Origin of the sequence: Salegentibacter sp. (assembly GCF_036568425.1) — a bacterium.
GTDB lineage: Bacteria > Bacteroidota > Bacteroidia > Flavobacteriales > Flavobacteriaceae > Salegentibacter.
Window position 1 is genome coordinate 1 of record NZ_DATCSO010000121.1, and the last position, 20050, is coordinate 20050.

The following is a 20050-nucleotide window of genomic DNA, read 5'->3' on the forward strand; positions in this document are numbered from 1 at the left end:
GCAGTTGTAGAAGCATCTTTTAACACTGTAATACTTTCAATATCATTGGAGTTAATACTCGCAAGAGGCGAAAGTGAAGAAGTAGCTGTACTTCCACCAACATTATCATTGATAATTGGCACTCCATCAATTACATACAAGGGCTCATTCCCTGCATTAATAGAGCTTATACCACGAATACGAATATCCTGCACTGCACCTGGAGTACCAGACGAAGTAGATATCTGAAGACCTGAAACCTTACCTTGTAAGGCCTGATCTACAGTCGCCATAGGAGTTTGTTGTAACTCATCTGATGATATCTGAACAGTAGAACCGGTCATATCATCTTTACGTTTAGAAACATAACCCATAACCACCACTTCTTCAAGAGCAGCTGCATCTACCCCAAGGGTAGCATCAATTCTGGTTTTATCACCTACAGGAATTTCCTGGGTTTTAAAACCTACATAAGAAAATACAAGCACATCTGTACTTTGAGCACTGATGTTGTAATTTCCGTCAAAATCTGTTTGGGCACCTTTCATGGTACCTTTAACAATAATGTTAACCCCCGGAAGAGGCAAACCGTCTTCGTCGATAACCGTACCGGTTATCGTCTTTTCCTGTGCAAAGGTAAATTGCACTACAAACGCTAACAACAGCGTTAGAAAACCATGTAATTTGTTTTTCATTATTAAGTTAATTTGAATTAGCCTACGCCAAAAATCACAATAAATTCTTAATTACACAAGTAAAATTATGTTTAAGAGTATTTAAAAAGTAAAATCTCCGTAAAAGAATTTGCATTAATAGTGAAGTTTTACAACTATCCGTAGGGTCTATTAATAACTGTATCACCCTTATGCATAAAAAAAACCTGCCCTTTCAGGTGAGCCTCTCATATACAAATATTTAGTTAAATTCATCTTCGGGGTTCCATGGAATAATCTTCACCGGGAGTAACGGTAATATCCATGGGTGTAGGAAGGAATCCCAGCAGCACCAAGAGCTGCCCAGGGAATTGGGGAATGCAATGGTGTTCCATGGTCCAGAAGGTCTTTCCCTCTCATCTCCTAGTAACCAAAACCCATTCCGGGTAAATTGAATAGCCAATATAGCCAGGCCACTACAGGTTCCAACAATCTTGCCCCACAGTGCGAGATCCGACGCCTATAAAGTCGTGTAGAGATTCATGAATTAAAGAGTACAAAAGCTTTTGTGTAGTTTCAAATATTTTATAACCAGGATAGTCCTAAAGAATTAGGTTTAAAAAAACAGGGGCCTCAGCCCCTGTTACTTTTTAATTAAGAATCTGTATCGATTATTCCATACAAAACAGTTTATTAATTTTGATCGGCAGGTCCAATATTTGGATTGGCATCAATTTCGGCTTGAGGAATTTTAAAAATCCAATCATCATTAATTGAGGGTCTTTCCTGAAAAAATCCATCCTGGTAAAGTATGGCCGAAGCTCCAGAACCGCCGTCTGCAGCATGGTCAATTCCCTCGTCCCATCGTATTTTATCTGTATATAAAAAACCTTCTCCCCATAACTCTATACTCCTTTGAAACTTTATATGTTCTATTAATGCCTCTTTTGTATCATAAACCGATACATCATAAGCACTGTCACGCATTTCGCCCAAAGGTCTTAAAGCATCTTGTGCAGCATCAATATTACCTAACATCGCTTCAGCTTCAGCCTCTATCAAGTACATTTCTGAAGTACGCATATAGATGATATCATCTGGATCAATAGATCCTGGGTTTTGTTGTAAAAATTTTACATGCATATAGGGATGCAAATTATGACGAGAAGTCCATCCATATTTATCTGTATACTCTTGTATCTTGGCCTCAAAAAGCTCCCGATCAGTATAGTTAGGATCATTTTCAAAACCACCTTCTCCATTTGCAGCTGAGCTGTTGGTATTTGGAGCATCAGCCAGGAACAAATCTTTCCTATAATCTGTATCAGGGATTTGATTGTATAATCTTTTATCGATAATTTTTGGATTATTCCTATTTTGACTTCCATTGAATGTATTAGCAATTAAATAAAAATAAGAACGGAAAAATGTAGTTTCTGTAGTTATAACATTACTACCCCAAATAACTTCAGGGAGGAGATTTGAATTGAAACCTGACTTATAATCACTTTCGCTCATAAGTGGATAATCTGCCCTTGCCATTTTAGCGGCGTCTGCAGCAGTTCGCCAGTCTCCTTTATTTAATGCTACACGCGCTTTAATACCGTAAGCAACATCAATATTTAGTTGGGATTTTCCAGCTGCACTACCCGTTGGTCTTTGCGTAGCATCCTCAAAATAGGTTATAGCCGTATCAATATCGTCTTGAATTTGATTGTAAACCTCCTCAACTGTGGATCTTGGTGCACTCGTAAAAGGAGTTTCAGATTTGAATAGTAAAGGCACTCCTGGATCAGAAGATGGATTTCCTATTAAATAGCCTTTTGCATAATGTGAAACTAAAGAATGATAAGCCCATGCTCTGTACGCATATGCTTGCCCAATTATTTCTTTCAATCTAGCATCTTCAACTAAGCTACCATCTGTTGCTTTTTCGATTATGGCATTCGCACTAGCTATGATGTGATAGCGCTGATACCATAATTGTTCAGATGTTGTGGAGGTCTCTTGTGTATGAGAAATCCATTGGGTCTCATCCTGCCATCCTAAATTATTGGCTCTTGCAGTATGTATAACCCCACCAGGTATATTATCACCAAGTGGAACCCAGTATTGATTTCCCGATCTATAGGAAGTTCCGCCAGGAATAATTTGAGCTTGAGCATACAAGAATCTATGCATGCCATTAAGTATCAAGGCCATGTTCTCTGCTGTTGCAAAGGCATCAGTCTCTGAGATAGCGTCTGTAGGTGCTGTTTCAAGAAATTCTTCTTCACAGGACGTTAGGGTGAGGAATGCTATAGACAATAGCATTAAGTTTATTTTTCTTAACATAATGAAATGTTTTAATTTATTGTTTTCTTATTAAAATCCGATATTCAATCCTAAAGACACAAGTCTCGCAGGGTTGTAATCGTTACCAGCAGGAGTTCCAGATAAACTATATTGTGGATCTAACCCATCTCTTTCGCTCTTAAGATATAAGTTCTCACCAATAACGGAAAGTCTAAGGTTATCAATCCCAAGATTGTTTGTAAAGGAGCTATTAAATGTGTAGCCCAGATTAACATTTCTAAGTGACCAGAAAGAAGCATCAGTTAGGAATCTTGTTGACTGAGATCGCACTAAATTTGGGTTACCGCTCTCTAATCTTGGCACGCTGGTGATATCACCCGGTTCACGCCATGCGTTTAAAATATCTGGATGATAAGAGCTCCCAAAGTTTCCGCTATGCATCATTGCTGCATATCCGTAATCTAAAAACTTACCTCCTATACCGTAAGTGATCAATACATCTAAAGTAAAACCTTTGTAACTAAAGCTATTTGCCACAGAACCTAATAAATCTGGAATTGAACTGCTTCCAGTATAAGCTCTTTCAGTATCCTGCCAGTCATTGGTAGTTTCCTGCTCCCCATTTGCTCCTAAAACAGGCACACTGTTGCCGTCTTCATCCAATTCAAATTTATAGAATAACTGATCCCCATTTTCGGGATCCACCCCAGCTGAATGGAGAATATAATAGTCATATCTCGATCTTCCTTCTTCCCATCTCTTGGATCCGTTTACAAAAGGATCTGGAATGCTGGTGATTTCATTTTTAAAGGTTGATGCCTGTAATGTTAAATCCCAATTAAAGTCATTTGCATTAACAAGATCAAAATTTAAACCAAGCTCCCAACCAGAATTGTACATATCAGCAATGTTTGCCGGATATGAATTCAAGCCATTACTTAGTGCTATTGGTAAATTATATAACAGATCTGTAGAATTTCTTTTGTAATATTCTATAGTCCCACCTACAAAATTGTCAAATAAACTAAACTCCAGGGCCACATCCCAGCTGTCTACCGTTTCCCATTGTAAGTCAGTATTTCCTATATCAGTCCAAATTATTGCGGGATTACCAGCATTGGAAGTTAAGCTATATCTCGGCTGTGATAAGAAGAAGTCACCTAAATCATCATTCCCTACCTGACCAAATGATCCTCTTAATTTCAGTTTATTTATAAAAGATAAATCCTGAATAAACTCCTCTTTATCCATTCTCCAGGAAGCACCTATAGAATAGAAATTACCCCATCTGGAATCACTACCAAACACAGACGACCCATCTCTTCTTGCAGAAGCGCTTAAGTAATATTTATCGTCGAAGTTATAATTAGCTCTTAAAAAATATCCTTCAATTGTTTTGTTGGTAGTAGCCCCACCCAAAGTTACAGGTGTTGCAAAGTTTGCAAATTCATAAATACCTTCAGCGGTTTGATCTATAGCTGTTCCAAAATTTGAAGAAAACTGTCTGTCAAAACTTTCATGACCAGCTGTAATATCTATATTATGAAAATCATATAGGGTTTTAGAATAAGTTAAGATTTGGTTGAAATTCTCTACTTCTCTTCTAAATCTTGTTTCACCATACCTACCTGTAGGCTGGGCATCACCTATAATATTGTTCTCGTAACTCTTATTAATACCTTCATTGATATCTCTACCGTAATTTACTCTAAAATTAAGACCTTCAATTATTTTGAAGTCGGCATAGTATCTAAACCCATAGGTATTATCCCTATTCAACTCATCATTTAGCAACAATTCTTGTAGGGCATGACGTCCCTGACTTACCGGCCTTGAACCAATGTTATACTCAGGAAATCCCTCTCCAGAATCAAATACAGGATTTCCTCCGGCATCAAGAACAATATTACCATCTAAATCATTAACATAAACCGGATAAATCGAGCCTATATTTTTAGCAAAACCAAAGGGGTTAACAATACTTGTGGTACCAGCCGATGCCGGACCTCTGGATTCTGTAATAGTGATGTTGGCACTACCTCCGGTTGTTATCCAGTCATTAATTTCAAAATCTCCGTTTAAACGCGTAGTTAACCGTTCGAATTCTGAAGTAACAACATAACCTTCTTCATCTAAATAAGAAGTTGAGAAGAAAACTTTGTTATTTTCTCCTCCCCCAGACACATTAACATTATAGTTTTGTCTAACACCTGTTTGCTGCATAACATCATACCAATCCAGGCTTTTATAGATAACCTCTGCATTAGTATTCAATCGCCCGTCAGTTCCAACAATCTGATCATTTGGAACGTTAAATGGATTATAACCTAACTGGCTATAAATGTTAGCCGAAGCATATGCAGGATCTCCACCAGCAGAACTTGAATTTTTTAATGCCTCCCACATAGTTTCGTAATATTCTCCCGGGCTCACCTCATCATAATTAGGAATACCCTGCATAACCAAACCAAACTGACTTGAAACAGTAGTTCTAACAGGTCCTTTTGATCCACTTTTTGTGGTTATTAAAACAACTCCGTTTGCCGCCCTGGATCCATATAAAGATGTTGAAGCGGCATCTTTTAATATGGTGAAAGATGCAATGTCTTCTTGGTTAATTGTATTTATCGCGCCTTCATACTGCATCCCATCTACTATGTAAAGAGGTTCTGCGCCACCACTTAAAGTCCCTACACCACGAATTACAATTCCTGGGGAAGACCCTGGTTGACCTGAAGCCGAAGTAAATTGAACCCCCGTTGCTTTTCCTTCTATAGCAGCAATAGGAGACGTAACATTTCTATTGGAGAGTTCTTCTGATCCAATAACTGAGGCAGACCCGGTAAAAGCTTCTAAACTGGTATTACCATAGGCAACCACAACAACCTCTCCCAGAGCTTCTGCATCTACAGAAAGCTGGACATCGTATTCATCAGCAGCACCAACACGTACCTGGCTAGTCACATAACCTAAATAGCTGAACTCTAAAACATCTCCTTCTTCAACTGAAATCGAATAGGCACCATCAAAATCAGTTTGAGCACCATTATTAGTGCCCTGTTCAATTACGTTCACCCCCGGAAGTGGCAAACCTTCTTCGTCCACAACCGTACCGGTTACGGTTTTTTCCTGTGCAAAAGAAATTTGCACAACAAATACCAACAATAATGTTAGTATTACATGTAATTGTTTTTTCATATTTATCTATTTGAATTAGCTTACAACTAAATTCTTAATAAAATCTTAATAAAACAAATGAATTTATAATTAAACGTAATTAAATAGTAAAATTTCCTTAAAATCTATTTAAATTGATGCAAAATTTTAACACCTTCAAGAAATAAGTTAATCGCGATTGAATAAAAACCTGCCCTTTCAGGTGAGCCTCTCATATACAAATATTTAGTTAAATTCATCTCCGGGGTTCCATGGAATAATCTTCACCGGGAGTAACGGTAATATCCATGGGTGTAGGAAGGAATCCCAGCAGCACCAAGAGCTGCCAGGGAATAAGGAGGCGCAACAGCGTTCAAACATCAAAAGATATTTACTTTACAAGCTTTAGAAAAAGCTTCTAAAGAATACTCGTTAACTTAAACCAAGCTAAAGTTATTATTCTCATTTTTTTACCTTTGAACCCCAAAGCAAATTAAATATGCTCCTGCCCTATTATAACGATTCCAATCTAAATGAATGTGGCACAGATGAAGCCGGACGGGGGTGCCTTGCTGGACCTGTAACTGCCGCAGCAGTAATACTCCCCAAAGATTTCAGAAATAAACTTTTAAACGATTCAAAAAAAACAAAACTCCAAACCCGGAATCTGTTAAGGCAAGTCATTGAAAAGGAGTGCATTTCTTTTGGGGTTTCTCATGTATTCATGGAAGAAATAGATGAAATAAATATTCTTAACGCTTCTATTCTGGGTATGCACAGGGCAATAGACCAACTCAAATGCGATCCCGATCACATCCTGGTTGACGGCAATAAATTTAAGCCTTATGCCAGCATAGCTCATTCCTGCATTATTAAAGGAGACGGGAAATATTTGAGTATCGCCGCCGCATCAATCCTGGCAAAAACATACCGCGACGCCTATATGGAAAAAATCCACGAGGAATTCCCAATGTATAACTGGAAACAAAACAAAGGCTATCCTACCTCCGAGCACCGGGCTGCGATTATGAAATACGGCAGCACAAAATATCACCGGCAAAGTTTTAGACTATTACCGGAAGAGCAGCTAAAACTCGAGATATAATCCGGCAATCTAATCTTTTGCTTTTACAGATCAGAGAGAAAAAGTTCCCGAATTAATCGAAAATTAAACCCTGCACTAAATATCTATTTTAAGACGCTGAATCGATGGCGGGATTAATTCAGCCAAGCACTTCGCATGCGCCTTCGGCTTTGCGAAGTGGGGCTTCATTAAATTAAGAGACCGCGAAGATAACTCCGCGGCCCCACCTTTAAAAAACCAAACAAAAAGGATCATTTCAGACTAAAAGAACTCAGAAGCCTGATATTGTTATCTTCATAGGAATACTGATGCAGAATATCATCCCCAACCATTAACAGCACCTCCTCCAGCGGAATTACATCATAGGTGTTAATGTCCTCAAAGTGGTCTGTTAAGGTTAAACCGGGGGATTGTGTTTTATCATAGATTTTAAGTCCGGAGTCTCCATCACAAACAAATAACAAATCGTCTTTAACGCCAAGACCATAAGGGCTATCCATTTCATAGGTCGCCAGGAGTTCAGGGTTTTGTTTATCGGCTACATCTATCACCTGTAATTGGCTCCAGGATTGCCCACATTCATTCCCGCCCCGGATAGTCACATAAGCCATATCTCCATCTACCACTACCGGATCGCAGCCCAGCACATGTTGAAGCCTGGAAATAAATAAAGGGGTTGAAGGCTCTTCAATGCTATAAATATACATTCCTGCAGAACTACCCAGGTAGAGATAATCATCCTGATTAAAGATGGTTTCTATCTGCCAGCCTACATAATCGGTGGAAATTTTTTCCGGTGAAGAAAGGCTTGAGATATCAAAAACCGACAACGACTGATTGCCTACTACATATAGAAACTTGTCTTTAATATTGAAACGAGCCATAGAACCGCCGGTACCGGTACCTGCAGGTCCTGAAGCACCGGAATTAAAAGATTCAGCTGCTATCAATATTCTTTCGTCCAGAACCATTTCAATCTTTCTACGCTCTAATACATAACCAATAATTACTTCTTTCTGAAAGTCCAGATTCTCGGTGTCAACAAAAGCGGCACCACCAGGGGCTGAAGGTTGATAATCATCAAAAACATTTTCCAGCCTTTGCTCTTGTCTTATATTATTAATATCGCTAATATCGAAAACCACGAGGTCCATCCCACTGTTTGCAAAAAGCATATCTCCTTTTATGGCAACATCGGTATTTTGAGGAATCTTCAGATATTTTATTTTTCGGGGATTTTCAGGATTGGAATTATCTATAATATGCACTCCGCGATTAACATCATTAATAAAGACAAAATTCTTATAGACATACATCTTTCCGGCCTGTTCAATTTCTTTTGGCTCCTGGATATATACCGAAGATCTGAATTCGGCTACCGACATTGTTACCGGAACGGCAACCAGTTCAACATTTCCGGCCTCTTCATCTTTTTCACAAGAAGTGAACAAGGCCATTAAAGCCATTAGAAGCAAAGTGATAATAGAGTAGAAAATTCTCATAATAATGAAGATTAGTTTCCTATTAGATGCATAAATTCTAAAAAGGTTGCGCAGGAGTGATAAAAAAAATTCTGTCACTTTGTCAGAAACAGCTTAAGTCCTATCTTTGCAAATCTTAAAGCTTTAAAAGGCCAGAAAAGTATTATGGAGAAGATAATTGACGAAAAACAACAAGGCAACAGCCTGGTAATGGAGCCAAAGAAGGAAAATAGCCGAAAGCTCTTTATAGAAAGTTATGGTTGCCAGATGAATTTCAGTGACTCTGAGATCGTAGCATCTATTCTTTCCAGGGAGGGTTTCAACACCACCCAGAACCTTGAGGAAGCTGACCTTGTATTGGTAAACACCTGTTCAATTCGGGAAAAGGCTGAGCAAACTGTTAGAAAGCGCCTTGAAAAATATAATGCTGTAAAACGCATAAATCCGGGAATGAAAGTGGGCGTACTTGGTTGTATGGCCGAGCGGTTAAAAGACAAATTCCTCGAAGAAGAAAAAATTGTGGACCTTGTAGTAGGGCCAGATGCTTATAAAGACCTGCCAAACCTTATCAACGAGGTGGAAGCAGGAAGAAATGCGGTAAATGTGATTCTTTCTAAGGAAGAGACCTACGCTGATGTCTCACCGGTGCGTTTACAGAGCAACGGAGTTTCTGCTTTTGTTTCAATCACCAGGGGTTGTGACAATATGTGCACGTTTTGTGTAGTACCTTTCACCCGTGGACGGGAACGCAGCCGTGACCCACAAAGCATCGTAGAAGAGGTGAATGACCTCGCTGCAAAAGGCTACAAAGAAATCACTCTTCTGGGACAGAACGTAGATAGTTATTTATGGTATGGCGGGGGGCTAAAGAAGGATTTCAAAAATGCTTCTGAGATTCAAAAAGCTACGGCAACTAATTTTGCCGGGCTTCTGAAACTTGTTGCTGAAGCTCAACCAAAAATGCGCATCAGGTTCTCAACCTCCAATCCACAGGATATGACTCTGGATGTAATTGAGGTGATGGCCAAATATCCAAACATCTGTAAATATATTCACTTACCGGTTCAAAGCGGGAGCGATAGAATCCTACAGAAAATGAATCGTTTGCATACCCGGGAAGAATATTTCAGTCTTATCGATAATATTAAAGAGTTAATTCCTGATTGTGGAATCTCCCATGATATCATTACCGGCTTTCCAACCGAAACCGAAGAAGATCACCAGGATACTCTTTCATTAATGAAGTATGTGAAGTATCATTTCGGATTTATGTTCGCTTATTCTGAAAGACCGGGAACTATGGCTGCAAGAAAATTAGAGGATGATGTGCCAGAAAAAACAAAAAAACGAAGGCTCTCCGAGATCGTAAGTTTACAGCAGGAACACAGCTTATACCAGACTCAGCAATTCATAGGAAAAACTGTAGAAGTTCTTATTGAAAAAGAATCGAAGAAATCCAGCGAGCACTGGAGTGGCCGCAATACTCAAAATACGGTTGTAGTATTTCCAAAAGAAAACTACAGCATTGGAGACTTCGTGAATGTTAAGATAAACGACTGCACCAGCGCCACCCTTATTGGGGAGCCAGTAGAATTTAGTGAGAATAATTAAATTTCCATCTTCACGGAAATGACGAAGATTAAAAGAAGTTTCCGCCTTTACTGAAATTAAGTATGAACAGGCTGGTAGGAATAACAAGGATTGGATTAGATTTCCGCCTTCGCGGAAATGACAGAGATTAGAATTATGGAATCTATACAAGCAACAAAACAAAGGTTTGGACTCATTGGGGACGATCCCAAACTGAACCGTGCCATCGAGAAGGCCATACAGGTTGCCCCTACCGATATTTCGGTACTGGTAACGGGAGAAAGCGGGGTTGGAAAAGAAAGCATTCCCAAGATCATACATTCGCTTTCCCACCGCAAGCACGGTAAATATATCGCTGTTAACTGCGGTGCTATCCCGGAGGGTACAATAGACAGTGAGCTTTTCGGGCACGAAAAAGGCGCCTTCACCGGAGCCACTCAAACCCGAAGTGGTTATTTTGAAGTTGCTGATGGCGGTACTATTTTTTTGGATGAAGTTGGAGAACTTCCTCTTCCCACCCAGGTACGCTTGTTAAGGGTATTAGAAAACGGAGAGTTTATGAAGGTTGGTTCCTCCAAACTTCAAAAAACCAATGTTCGTATTGTGGCCGCCACCAATATAGACATGCAGGAATCCATAAAGAAAGAAAAATTCAGGGAAGATCTGTATTATCGCCTAAGTACGGTAGACATTCACCTACCACCTCTCAGAGAACGCAAAGGTGACATCCATCTTTTATTCAGAAAATTCGCCTCAGATTTCGCGTTGAAATATAAGATGCCAACAATCAAACTGGACGATGAAGCAGTGAAGCTTCTTGAGAATTACAGATGGGGCGGCAATATAAGGCAGCTAAGAAATATTGCCGAACAAATCTCGGTGTTGGAACAGGAACGTGTAATCACTGCCGCAAATCTCAAAGAATACCTTCCGGATATTGGCAGTAACCTGCCTGCGGTGATTGCCGGAAAGAAAAAAGAAGGTGACTTCAGCAATGAGCGCGAAATTCTTTATAAGGTATTGTTCGACATGAAGAGCGATTTAAACGACCTAAAAAGCCTTACCCTAAAATTGATGGAGCATGGAAACACAGACAAGGTTCGCGATGAAAACGAAAGCCTCATCAATAAAATTTACGGCGATGAAGACGAGGAAGATGCCGAATCTGAAGAATTAACGGCAGAGAAACTGGAGGTATTACAAATTCCACAACAGAGTCCTCAAGCAGCCCAGAAAGCTGAAAATGACAAATATTATTTCGCTGAAGAGATCGAGGAGGAAGAAACACTCTCCCTTCAGGACAAGGAACTGGAACTCATCAAGAAATCATTGGAGCGCCATAGCGGTAAGCGTAAAGCAGCAGCTGAAGAACTGGGAATTAGCGAACGCACTCTATACCGCAAAATCAAACAATATAACCTCTAACCGGAGTTTAGACAATTATGAAAAGAAGCCTATTTCTGTTTAATTTTTTATTGATTTTCGTGGTGCAATCCTGCGGAATGTATTCTTTTACCGGCGCCGATACCGGGGCAGCTGAAACCTTTCAGGTTAATTTCTTTCAGAATACTGCCGATCTTGTAGAACCGGGTATAGACAGGACCTTTACTTTGCAGCTCCAGGACCTTATTCAAAACCAAACCAGCCTGAACCTCGCCAATAATAACGCCGACCTCATCTTTGAAGGCGAGATTATAGATTTCTACATTGCCCCTATGACTGCTACTGCAGATAATACGGCCGCACAAAACCGGCTTACCATCGCGGTAAATGTTAGGTATTACAATACCCTGCAACCGGATAAAGATTTTGAACGCAGGTTTTCTTTCTATTATGACTATCCTGCTAATCAACAGCTTATTGGCGCCAATTTAGACGCTGCCATAGAACAAATATATTCCAGATTAACACAAGACATCTTTAACGCGGCACTAACCGACTGGTAATGAAAAAACAGGAGTTTATAAAAATACTGGAACAGCCTGCTTCGATAACCGAAGCCCAAACAAAGGCCCTGGAGAGTATTTTAGCCGAATCCCCCTATTTTCAAACCGCCCGGGCCTTAAGGCTTAAAGGTCTAAAGGATCATAATGCCTTAAGCTATAATTCGGCGCTTAAACGAACTGCGGCTTATACTTTAGACAGAAGTGTACTTTTTGATTTTATTACTTCGGCAGAGTTCAACCAAAACAAGATCGCCAGGCAGATTAAGGAGCAGGAAGAAAACATAAAAAATATTGTGGTTTATGAAGCCCAGGAGGTTTTTGGAAAGAGAAGCATCGCCATTGACGAAGCCATAAAGATGAAAAAATCGGAATCGGAGCGGGTGATGGATCCCGGCCTTTTCCAGGAAACCAGTCCTAAGAAAAAAAATAAGGAAGAAAAAGAAACTCCAGCCGAAGAGCAACTTGGAATTGGAGACCCATTGGAATTCAATCCATCAGAATCACACTCGTTTTCGGAGTGGTTAAAACTCACTTCAGCAAAACCGGTAAGGGAATCGGTAAAGCCTTCAGAAGAAATCACGAGAAAATTTGATCTCATAGATGAATTTATTTCCAAAAGTCCTAAGATAAAACCCGGGAAAACCACTAAGAAAAGCAACCTTGCAGAGCGCAGTATAACCTCCCCCGAAGCCCTGATGACTGAGACTTTGGCTAAAGTTTACTTAGAGCAAAAAAATTACATCAAAGCCATACAGGCATATAAAATTTTAATTTTGAAAAATCCCGAAAAAAGTGGTTTCTTTGCAGACCAAATTCGGGCAATAGAGAAATTACAAGAAAACAATAACACATAAGAATGAGCACATTCACTATTTTTTTAGCACTAATTATTATTGTAGCCTTTTTACTGATAGTAGTAATTATGGTACAAAATCCTAAAGGTGGCGGTCTATCTTCATCCTTTGGTGGCGGAGGTCAACAAGTTGGGGGCGTTCAAAAAACAGGCGACTTTTTAGATAAAAGTACCTGGACTCTGGCTACTTTATTATTGGTTTTAATCCTGCTTTCTAACATCACGATCATGGACGGAAGTGGAATTAGTGAATCACGTGTCTTTGAAGGTGACGAAGAAATTGAAACAAATATCCCTGCTCCTATTCAGGCGCCGGTTGATCCTGAAACTGACAACAACTAGGGATTAACAAACCATCATAATAAAATAAATGCCAGCTTATGACAAGCTGGCATTTTTTGTTTCTATATGTCAGTAATTATCTGATGGCACAATTTTAGAAACTCCAGTATTCACTTTAAAAGTTAATTAACCTTAAAATTAAATTTATAAAAATGGGACTAAACATTAAACCGCTTTCAGACCGGGTACTTATCGAGCCGGCAGCAGCCGAAACAAAAACAGCTTCGGGAATTTACATCCCTGAAACCGCCAAAGAGAAACCTCAGCGTGGGAAAGTTGTAGCTGTAGGTAAAGGCAACAAAGATCACGAGATGACGGTAAAAGAAGGCGATATGGTTCTTTACGGAAAATACGCAGGTACCGAACTTAAACTGGAAGGTAAAGATTACCTTATCATGCGGGAAGACGATATACTTGCAATAGTATAAGACTTCACTTTCCCTTAAGGAAATTTTCAATAAAAAACATTAATATTAATAGCATTCCGCAATCGTGGAATTAACTAAATTAAATTAACTATGGCCAAAGATATAAAATATGACATTGAAGCCCGGGACGGGATCAAACGCGGTGTTGATGCATTGGCGAATGCCGTAAAAGTAACCCTAGGACCAAAGGGACGTAATGTAATCATCAGTAAATCATTTGGTGCGCCCACCGTAACCAAAGATGGTGTTACCGTAGCAAAAGAAATAGAGCTGGAAGATGCTCTTGAAAATATGGGGGCTCAAATGGTTAAGGAAGTAGCCTCTAAAACCAACGATCTTGCCGGTGATGGTACGACTACAGCCACCGTTCTTGCACAAGCTATCGTAAAAGAAGGCCTTAAGAACGTTGCTGCTGGTGCAAACCCAATGGACCTTAAACGCGGGATCGACAAAGCTGTTATAGCACTAACCAAAGATCTTAAAAAACAAACTAAAGAAGTAGGCGACTCTTCTGAAAAAATAAAGCAGGTTGCTTCTATATCTGCCAACAACGACGAACACATCGGGGAACTTATCGCTGAGGCCTTCGGAAAAGTTGGAAAAGAAGGTGTAATTACCGTAGAAGAAGCCAAAGGTACCGAGACTCACGTAGATGTGGTTGAAGGTATGCAGTTTGACCGTGGCTATCTTTCTCCATACTTTGTTACCAACAGCGAGAAAATGACTTCTGATCTTGAAAATCCCTATATCCTTCTTTTTGACAAGAAGATATCTGCGATGAAAGATCTTCTACCTGTTCTTGAGCCGGTAGCCCAATCAGGTAAGCCGCTTTTGATTATTGCTGAAGACGTAGACGGAGAAGCCCTGGCAACTCTTGTAGTTAACAAACTGCGTGGTTCGCTTAAGATCGCTGCAGTTAAAGCTCCAGGATTTGGAGACCGAAGAAAAGCGATGCTGGAAGATATCGCTATCTTAACCGGTGGAACAGTAATTTCTGAAGAAAGAGGATTCACTCTGGAGAACACCACTATCGATATGCTTGGTACTGCTGAAAAAGTAGCCATCGATAAAGATAATACGACTATCGTAAACGGTGCAGGAGACAATGCTACTATCGAAAACCGTGTGAACCAGATCAAATCACAGATCGAGTCTACCACTTCAGACTACGACAAGGAAAAGCTTCAGGAGCGTTTGGCAAAACTTGCCGGAGGTGTTGCCGTACTATATGTAGGTGCTGCGTCAGAAGTAGAAATGAAAGAGAAAAAAGACCGTGTAGATGATGCCCTTCACGCCACCAGAGCAGCTGTAGAAGAAGGAATCGTTGCCGGAGGTGGAGTTGCCCTGGTACGTGCTCAGGCAGTACTGGCAAAACTAAAAGCTGAAAATGACGATGAGGCCACAGGTATCCAAATCGTGGTACGTGCTATCGAGTCTCCGCTTAGAACAATTGTAGAAAACGCAGGAGGCGAAGGTTCTGTTGTGATCAATAAAGTACTCGAAGGTGACAAGGACTATGGTTATGATGCCAAAACCAACACCTATGTAGATATGATGAAAGCCGGAATTATAGATCCTAAGAAAGTAACCAGAGTAGCTCTTGAAAATGCCGCTTCAGTTGCCGGAATGATCTTAACCACCGAGTGCGCCCTTACTGACATCCCGGAGGATGACAAAGGCGGCGGAGGTATGCCAGGTGGAATGGGCGGAGGTATGCCCGGAATGATGTAACAGATTAAACCTCTGTAAGCAAATAATCAATCCCGCTTCATTTAGAGGCGGGATTTTTTATATAAAAAAAGAAGCTTCCCACCAGGCACAGGCAGAAAGCTCCTTATAAAATTAATTAAACTTAAAAAACTAAAACTTATAGGTAAGCAACAATAGATCAAGCAATAATCTGCTCCTCTTTTAGAAGAGCTTCCAGTTTATTGGCTGTAGCTAAACAGTTGCTCACTTTAGGCACATCATTACAATCCCGGGTATTCAAAGAATGGGAACCACACTCAAGAGCACTTAAGTCCAGCTGTGCAAAATTCTCATTAATGTCTAAGCATTTTTCATACAGGCACTCCAGGGTTTTACAATCCCCTACCTCAACCTGGTGCTTAAGAAGGTAACCCTTTAGAAAGTTCTCAATGGAGAATTGTGCGTTTTTACATACCGAATAGGTCACAAGATCCTCCTCTGGCCTGAAAAATTCGTCGTTAGCCTGACTTAATTTTTCCTGAGCCTCATCAAAAAAGTTGTTATTGGCTTTCATTTATATGATTTTAAAATATTGATTCTTTCTAAAGGGCAATCTTTCTTTTACATATCTCTAAAGAGCTGAAGTTTCTCCCATTTGGTTTCCACTTCTTCCTGAGCACGTTTTAGAAGTTCAGCACCCAATTCAGCATTCTCCTTTGCAACCCTGGTAAATCGGGTTTCCTTGTACATAAACTCACTTAAAGGAGCTGCAGGAGCCTTAGAATCCAGTTTAAACCTCTTACCTTTTGGTTGTGCAGGGTTAAATCTGAACAATGGCCAGTAACCTGTCTCAACAGCTTTTTCCTGTTGAGTCACCCCGTGTTTCAGTTCATAACCGTGTTCTCCACAATGAGAGTACGCGATTATAATTGAAGGACCAGGGTAAGCTGCCGCTTCTTCAATAGCTTTCAGTGTCTGAAGGTCTTTTGCACCAATGGCAACCTGCGCTACATACACATTTTGATAGGATACGGCTTGCAAGGCAAGGCTTTTCTTAGAGGATTTTTTACCAGAAACCGCAAATTTTGCACTTGCTCCCAAAGGAGTAGCTTTAGACATTTGTCCACCGGTATTTGAGTAAACCTCAGTATCCATAACCAGGATATTAATATCTTCTCCTGAAGCAAGGACATGATCTACTCCACCATATCCAATATCATAGGCCCAACCATCACCACCCAGAATCCACACTGCTTTTTTGCGTAGGTATTGAGTAAGCTGGTTCAGTTTTCGGGCTTCATCGGTATCAATTGTTTCCAGGATAGATTTAAGCTCGGCTATGTGAGCGTGTTTCTGTTTCTTCTGAGTTTCATCTTCTTCAGTGTTATCCAGAATAGAAGCTACCAGTTCTTTTCCAATTACCGGCTCCAATTCTTTAAGCAATTCAACTGCGATCTCCTGTTTTTTGGACAGAGCCAGCTTCATACCTAAACCAAATTCGGCGTTATCCTCAAAAAGGGAGTTAGCCCAGGCCGGACCTCTTCCAAACTCATTGGTCTTATAAGGTGTGGTAGGCAGGTTACCTCCATAAATTGAGGAGCATCCTGTCGCATTCGCAATTAAAATACTATCTCCATATAACTGGGTAAGCATTTTAATATATGGAGTTTCACCACATCCTGAACAGGCTCCCGAGAACTCAAACAACGGCTCAAGGAACTGCGAACCTTTAAGGTTTGTAATCTGGAGCTCAGAACGCTCGTAGTAAGGTAAATCTGTAAAGTAATCCCAGTTTTGATTCTGTTCCGCAGCTACATCGAGTTTGTTATGCATATTGATAGCCTTGAAATTCTCAATCTCTTTACTTTCTGCAGGACAAACAGCGACACAAAGATCACAGCCAGTACAGTCTTCAGGAGAAACCTGGAGAATATAGGATTCAGCTTTGCTATCAAAAGGACGACCCTTAGCAGGAACTGCTTTAAAGGTACCCGGCGCATCAGCCAGTTGCTCATTAGGAACCACCTTAGATCTTATTGCGGCGTGCGGACAGATAGCCACACATTTGTTACACTGGGTACAAAGATCCTCGCCATCCCAAACAGGAACGAAATCGGCAATACCACTTTTTTCAAATTGCGTGGTGCCAGTTGGGAAAGTTCCGTCTACCGGGAAGGCACTTACCGGTAAGCCATCTCCCTCCCCCGCCAGAATCTTGCCAAGAACCTCTTTCACAAAAGGATCGGCATCTCCGGTCATCATAGGTTTAAGGCTACGGGTACTTGTTATTTGTTTCGGATATTCTACCTTCTGAAGATTTGCGAGAGAACTGTCTACGGCGTCAAAATTCATCTTCACGATCTTATCTCCTTTGTGTGAGTAAGATTTAACGATAGCATCCTTGATTTTCTGGATAGCTTCGTCTTTAGGCAATACTCCTGAAATAGCGAAAAAACAGGTTTGAAGCACCGTATTGGTCCTTTTTCCCAGTTTTGCTTCGTGAGCCACCTTAGTAGCATCTATTACATAGAATTGAAGCTCATTTTCCACGATCTCCTCCTGCATTCTCTGCGGAAGTTTATCCCAGATCTCTTCATTAGAGAAGGGAGCATTGAGAAGGAAAGTTCCGCCTTTCTTTACCTTTTTCAGAATATCATATTTTTCAATGAAATTAAACTGATGGCAAGCAATGAAATCAGCAGTATTAATAAGGTAACTTGAGAAGATAGGTTCCGGACCAAAACGAAGGTGGGAAACAGTTTGTGCTCCGGCTTTTTTGGAGTCATAAACAAAATATCCCTGAACGTAATTATCAGTAGTTTCACCTATAATCTTAATAGAGTTTTTATTTGCACCTACCGTACCATCAGATCCTAAGCCATAGAACATACAGTTGAAGGTTGCTTTTTTGGTTTTGAAAACCGGGTTATAAAGCAAGCTCTTAAAGCTAAGGTCATCATTAATTCCTATAGTAAAGTGGTTCTTAGGTTCAGCTTTGAACATCTCATCAAAAACACCTTTCACCATCGCTGGATTGAATTCTTTGGAAGACAACCCATAACGACCACCAATTATCTTTGGCATGGTTCTATCGCTTTCAGCAAAAGCAGTGATCACATCAAGATATAAAGGCTCTCCAGTACTTCCAGGTTCTTTGGTCCTGTCTAAAACAGCAATATTTTTAACACTGGCAGGAATCTTATCCATAAAGTCCTTGATAGAAAAAGGCCTATACATTCTTATAAATAAAGCACCAACTTTTTCATCATCATTGAGAAGGGTTTCCACGGTTTCCTTCACTGCGCCTTCCCCGGAGCCCATAATAATAATGAGTCTTTCAGCTTCGGGATGACCTATATAGTCATATAAATTATATCGTCGACCGGTGTGAGCATAAAATTCGTCCATAACCTCCTGAACGATTCCCGGTACTTTTTCATAATGTAAATTGGAAGCCTCTCTGGCCTGAAAGAAAACATCCGGGTTTTGAGAAGTACCTCGTATCACGGGGCTATCGGGATCAAGAGATCGGTTTTTATGATCCATGATCTTATCTTCAGGCATCATTTTTTTAATGATATCATCGGTAATTCCATCGATTTTGGATATTTCATGAGAGGTCCTGAAACCATCAAAAATATTCATAAACGGAACCCGACTGCGTAAAGTTGCCACCTGGGAGATAAGCGCAAAATCCATCGCTTCCTGTACCGAGCCACCAAAGAGCATAGAAAAGCCCGTTTGCCGGGCTGCCATAACATCTGAATGATCTCCAAAAATTGATAGCGCGTGGGTAGCTACCGTCCTGGCTGCTACATGAATTACTGTGGGCAGCAATTCCCCGGCTATTTTATACATATTTGGAATCATGAGTAACAGTCCCTGCGAGGCAGTAAAGGTGGTAGTGAGAGCACCAGCCTGCAAAGAACCATGCACAGCACCTGCCGCACCTCCTTCACTCTGCATCTCAACGATACGCGGAACGTTATTCCAGATATTTTTTTTGCCCTTTGAACTAAAAATATCAACGTGCTCCCCCATAGGCGAAGCGGGGGTAATAGGATAAATAGCACAGACTTCATTTGTTTTATGCGCCACTCTTGCAACCGCCTCATTGGCATCACAAATGAGTTTGGGAAATTTTTCAATCATTTTTTACCTCTTTTTTAAAAATTTAGGCCCCATGTAGCCATTCCTTTTTCTCCAGTAACTGCGCATCAGTTTCTTCATGCTCAGGATCCGGAAGACAAGCATCTACAGGACACACCGATGCACACTGAGGCTCATCGTGGAATCCCTTACACTCAGTACATTTATCCGAAACGATGAAGTAGAATTCATCAGAGATCGGTTCTTTTTCTTCATCGGCGTCTACATCCTGGCCACTTGGCGTAGTTACGGAGCCGCTTAAAGATGTTTCATCGGCATAAGACCATTCCTGATCTGGTTCATAAATTGCATGATTTGGACATTCTGAAATACAAGCATCACAGTTGATGCAATCCTCTGTTATAAAAAGTGCCATAGATATTTATATTTTGTTAAACTATTCTA

Annotated in this window: 15 protein-coding genes; 8 read left to right on the forward strand and 7 right to left on the reverse strand. The window is 40.4% G+C overall.

What is annotated here, in order from left to right; genetic code table 11:
• From VIM94_RS11970 to VIM94_RS11980, 3 genes are all read right to left on the reverse strand, one after another.
• Positions 1 to 674: carboxypeptidase-like regulatory domain-containing protein (locus VIM94_RS11970; RefSeq protein WP_332039532.1), on the reverse strand; the 674-nt coding region annotated here is incomplete at its 3' end.
• 651 nt (positions 675 to 1325) lie between these two features.
• Positions 1326 to 2966 (reverse strand): RagB/SusD family nutrient uptake outer membrane protein, encoded by a 1641-nt coding sequence (locus VIM94_RS11975; protein ID WP_332039533.1) that lies wholly within the window; start codon positions 2964 to 2966, stop codon positions 1326 to 1328.
• A 30-nt stretch (positions 2967 to 2996) separates the two neighbouring features.
• Positions 2997 to 6125 carry a SusC/RagA family TonB-linked outer membrane protein gene (locus VIM94_RS11980; RefSeq protein ID WP_332039534.1) on the reverse strand — a complete coding sequence of 1043 codons (3129 nt, stop codon included), beginning with the start codon at positions 6123 to 6125 and terminating at the stop codon, positions 2997 to 2999.
• 457 nt (positions 6126 to 6582) lie between these two features.
• On the opposite strand from VIM94_RS11980, the gene VIM94_RS11985 reads away from it, so the two are divergent.
• Positions 6583 to 7188, forward strand: coding sequence for a ribonuclease HII (locus tag VIM94_RS11985; RefSeq protein ID WP_332039535.1), 606 nt, complete (start codon positions 6583 to 6585; stop codon positions 7186 to 7188).
• Between the two features lie 230 nt (positions 7189 to 7418).
• Here VIM94_RS11985 and VIM94_RS11990 read toward each other — a convergent pair whose 3' ends face one another.
• The gene (locus VIM94_RS11990) at positions 7419 to 8669 is read right to left on the reverse strand and encodes a hypothetical protein (RefSeq protein ID WP_332039536.1); all 1251 of its coding nucleotides are present in this window, start codon (positions 8667 to 8669) and stop codon (positions 7419 to 7421) included.
• A gap of 144 nt (positions 8670 to 8813) precedes the next feature.
• On the opposite strand from VIM94_RS11990, the gene miaB reads away from it, so the two are divergent.
• From miaB to groL, 7 genes are all read left to right on the forward strand, one after another.
• The gene (miaB, locus tag VIM94_RS11995; protein WP_332039537.1) at positions 8814 to 10259 is read left to right on the forward strand and encodes a tRNA (N6-isopentenyl adenosine(37)-C2)-methylthiotransferase MiaB; all 1446 of its coding nucleotides are present in this window, start codon (positions 8814 to 8816) and stop codon (positions 10257 to 10259) included.
• A 135-nt stretch (positions 10260 to 10394) separates the two neighbouring features.
• Positions 10395 to 11663 (forward strand): sigma-54 dependent transcriptional regulator, encoded by a 1269-nt coding sequence (locus VIM94_RS12000; protein WP_332039538.1) that lies wholly within the window; start codon positions 10395 to 10397, stop codon positions 11661 to 11663.
• 17 nt (positions 11664 to 11680) lie between these two features.
• Positions 11681 to 12184 (forward strand): LptE family protein, encoded by a 504-nt coding sequence (locus VIM94_RS12005; RefSeq protein ID WP_332039539.1) that lies wholly within the window; start codon positions 11681 to 11683, stop codon positions 12182 to 12184.
• Entirely contained in the window at positions 12184 to 13038 is an 855-nt protein-coding gene (locus VIM94_RS12010; protein ID WP_332039540.1) for a hypothetical protein, read from the forward strand. Before VIM94_RS12005 ends, VIM94_RS12010 begins: the two co-directional genes overlap by 1 nt.
• A gap of 2 nt (positions 13039 to 13040) precedes the next feature.
• Positions 13041 to 13379 (forward strand): preprotein translocase subunit SecG, encoded by a 339-nt coding sequence (secG, locus tag VIM94_RS12015; RefSeq protein WP_332039541.1) that lies wholly within the window; start codon positions 13041 to 13043, stop codon positions 13377 to 13379.
• Between the two features lie 152 nt (positions 13380 to 13531).
• Positions 13532 to 13807 (forward strand): co-chaperone GroES, encoded by a 276-nt coding sequence (locus VIM94_RS12020; RefSeq protein ID WP_332039542.1) that lies wholly within the window; start codon positions 13532 to 13534, stop codon positions 13805 to 13807.
• A gap of 90 nt (positions 13808 to 13897) precedes the next feature.
• The gene (groL, locus tag VIM94_RS12025) at positions 13898 to 15538 is read left to right on the forward strand and encodes a chaperonin GroEL (protein ID WP_332039543.1); all 1641 of its coding nucleotides are present in this window, start codon (positions 13898 to 13900) and stop codon (positions 15536 to 15538) included.
• A 157-nt stretch (positions 15539 to 15695) separates the two neighbouring features.
• On the opposite strand, the gene VIM94_RS12030 is transcribed toward groL, so the two are convergent.
• From VIM94_RS12030 to VIM94_RS12040, 3 genes are read right to left on the reverse strand one after another with little or no spacing between them, the layout of a single operon-like run.
• The gene (locus VIM94_RS12030; RefSeq protein ID WP_332039544.1) at positions 15696 to 16070 is read right to left on the reverse strand and encodes a hypothetical protein; all 375 of its coding nucleotides are present in this window, start codon (positions 16068 to 16070) and stop codon (positions 15696 to 15698) included.
• Positions 16071 to 16117: 47 nt separating this feature from the next.
• A complete protein-coding gene (gene nifJ / locus VIM94_RS12035; RefSeq protein ID WP_332039545.1) occupies positions 16118 to 19648 on the reverse strand; it encodes a pyruvate:ferredoxin (flavodoxin) oxidoreductase in 3531 nt (1176 codons plus the stop codon).
• Positions 19649 to 19670: 22 nt separating this feature from the next.
• On the reverse strand, positions 19671 to 20021 hold the full coding sequence (locus VIM94_RS12040; RefSeq protein WP_332039546.1) for a 4Fe-4S binding protein: 351 nt from the start codon (positions 20019 to 20021) through the stop codon (positions 19671 to 19673).
• Between the last annotated feature and the right edge of the window lie 29 nt (positions 20022 to 20050).

Coding starts and splice junctions, on each gene's coding strand:
- VIM94_RS11975 (WP_332039533.1), bottom strand. CDS start 2,966: ATGTTAAGAAAAATAAACTTAATGCTATTGTCTATAGCATTCCTCACC.
- VIM94_RS11980 (WP_332039534.1), bottom strand. CDS start 6,125: ATGAAAAAACAATTACATGTAATACTAACATTATTGTTGGTATTTGTT.
- VIM94_RS11985 (WP_332039535.1), top strand. CDS start 6,583: ATGCTCCTGCCCTATTATAACGATTCCAATCTAAATGAATGTGGCACA.
- VIM94_RS11990 (WP_332039536.1), bottom strand. CDS start 8,669: ATGAGAATTTTCTACTCTATTATCACTTTGCTTCTAATGGCTTTAATG.
- miaB (WP_332039537.1), top strand. CDS start 8,814: ATGGAGAAGATAATTGACGAAAAACAACAAGGCAACAGCCTGGTAATG.
- VIM94_RS12000 (WP_332039538.1), top strand. CDS start 10,395: ATGGAATCTATACAAGCAACAAAACAAAGGTTTGGACTCATTGGGGAC.
- VIM94_RS12005 (WP_332039539.1), top strand. CDS start 11,681: ATGAAAAGAAGCCTATTTCTGTTTAATTTTTTATTGATTTTCGTGGTG.
- VIM94_RS12010 (WP_332039540.1), top strand. CDS start 12,184: ATGAAAAAACAGGAGTTTATAAAAATACTGGAACAGCCTGCTTCGATA.
- secG (WP_332039541.1), top strand. CDS start 13,041: ATGAGCACATTCACTATTTTTTTAGCACTAATTATTATTGTAGCCTTT.
- VIM94_RS12020 (WP_332039542.1), top strand. CDS start 13,532: ATGGGACTAAACATTAAACCGCTTTCAGACCGGGTACTTATCGAGCCG.
- groL (WP_332039543.1), top strand. CDS start 13,898: ATGGCCAAAGATATAAAATATGACATTGAAGCCCGGGACGGGATCAAA.
- VIM94_RS12030 (WP_332039544.1), bottom strand. CDS start 16,070: ATGAAAGCCAATAACAACTTTTTTGATGAGGCTCAGGAAAAATTAAGT.
- nifJ (WP_332039545.1), bottom strand. CDS start 19,648: ATGATTGAAAAATTTCCCAAACTCATTTGTGATGCCAATGAGGCGGTT.
- VIM94_RS12040 (WP_332039546.1), bottom strand. CDS start 20,021: ATGGCACTTTTTATAACAGAGGATTGCATCAACTGTGATGCTTGTATT.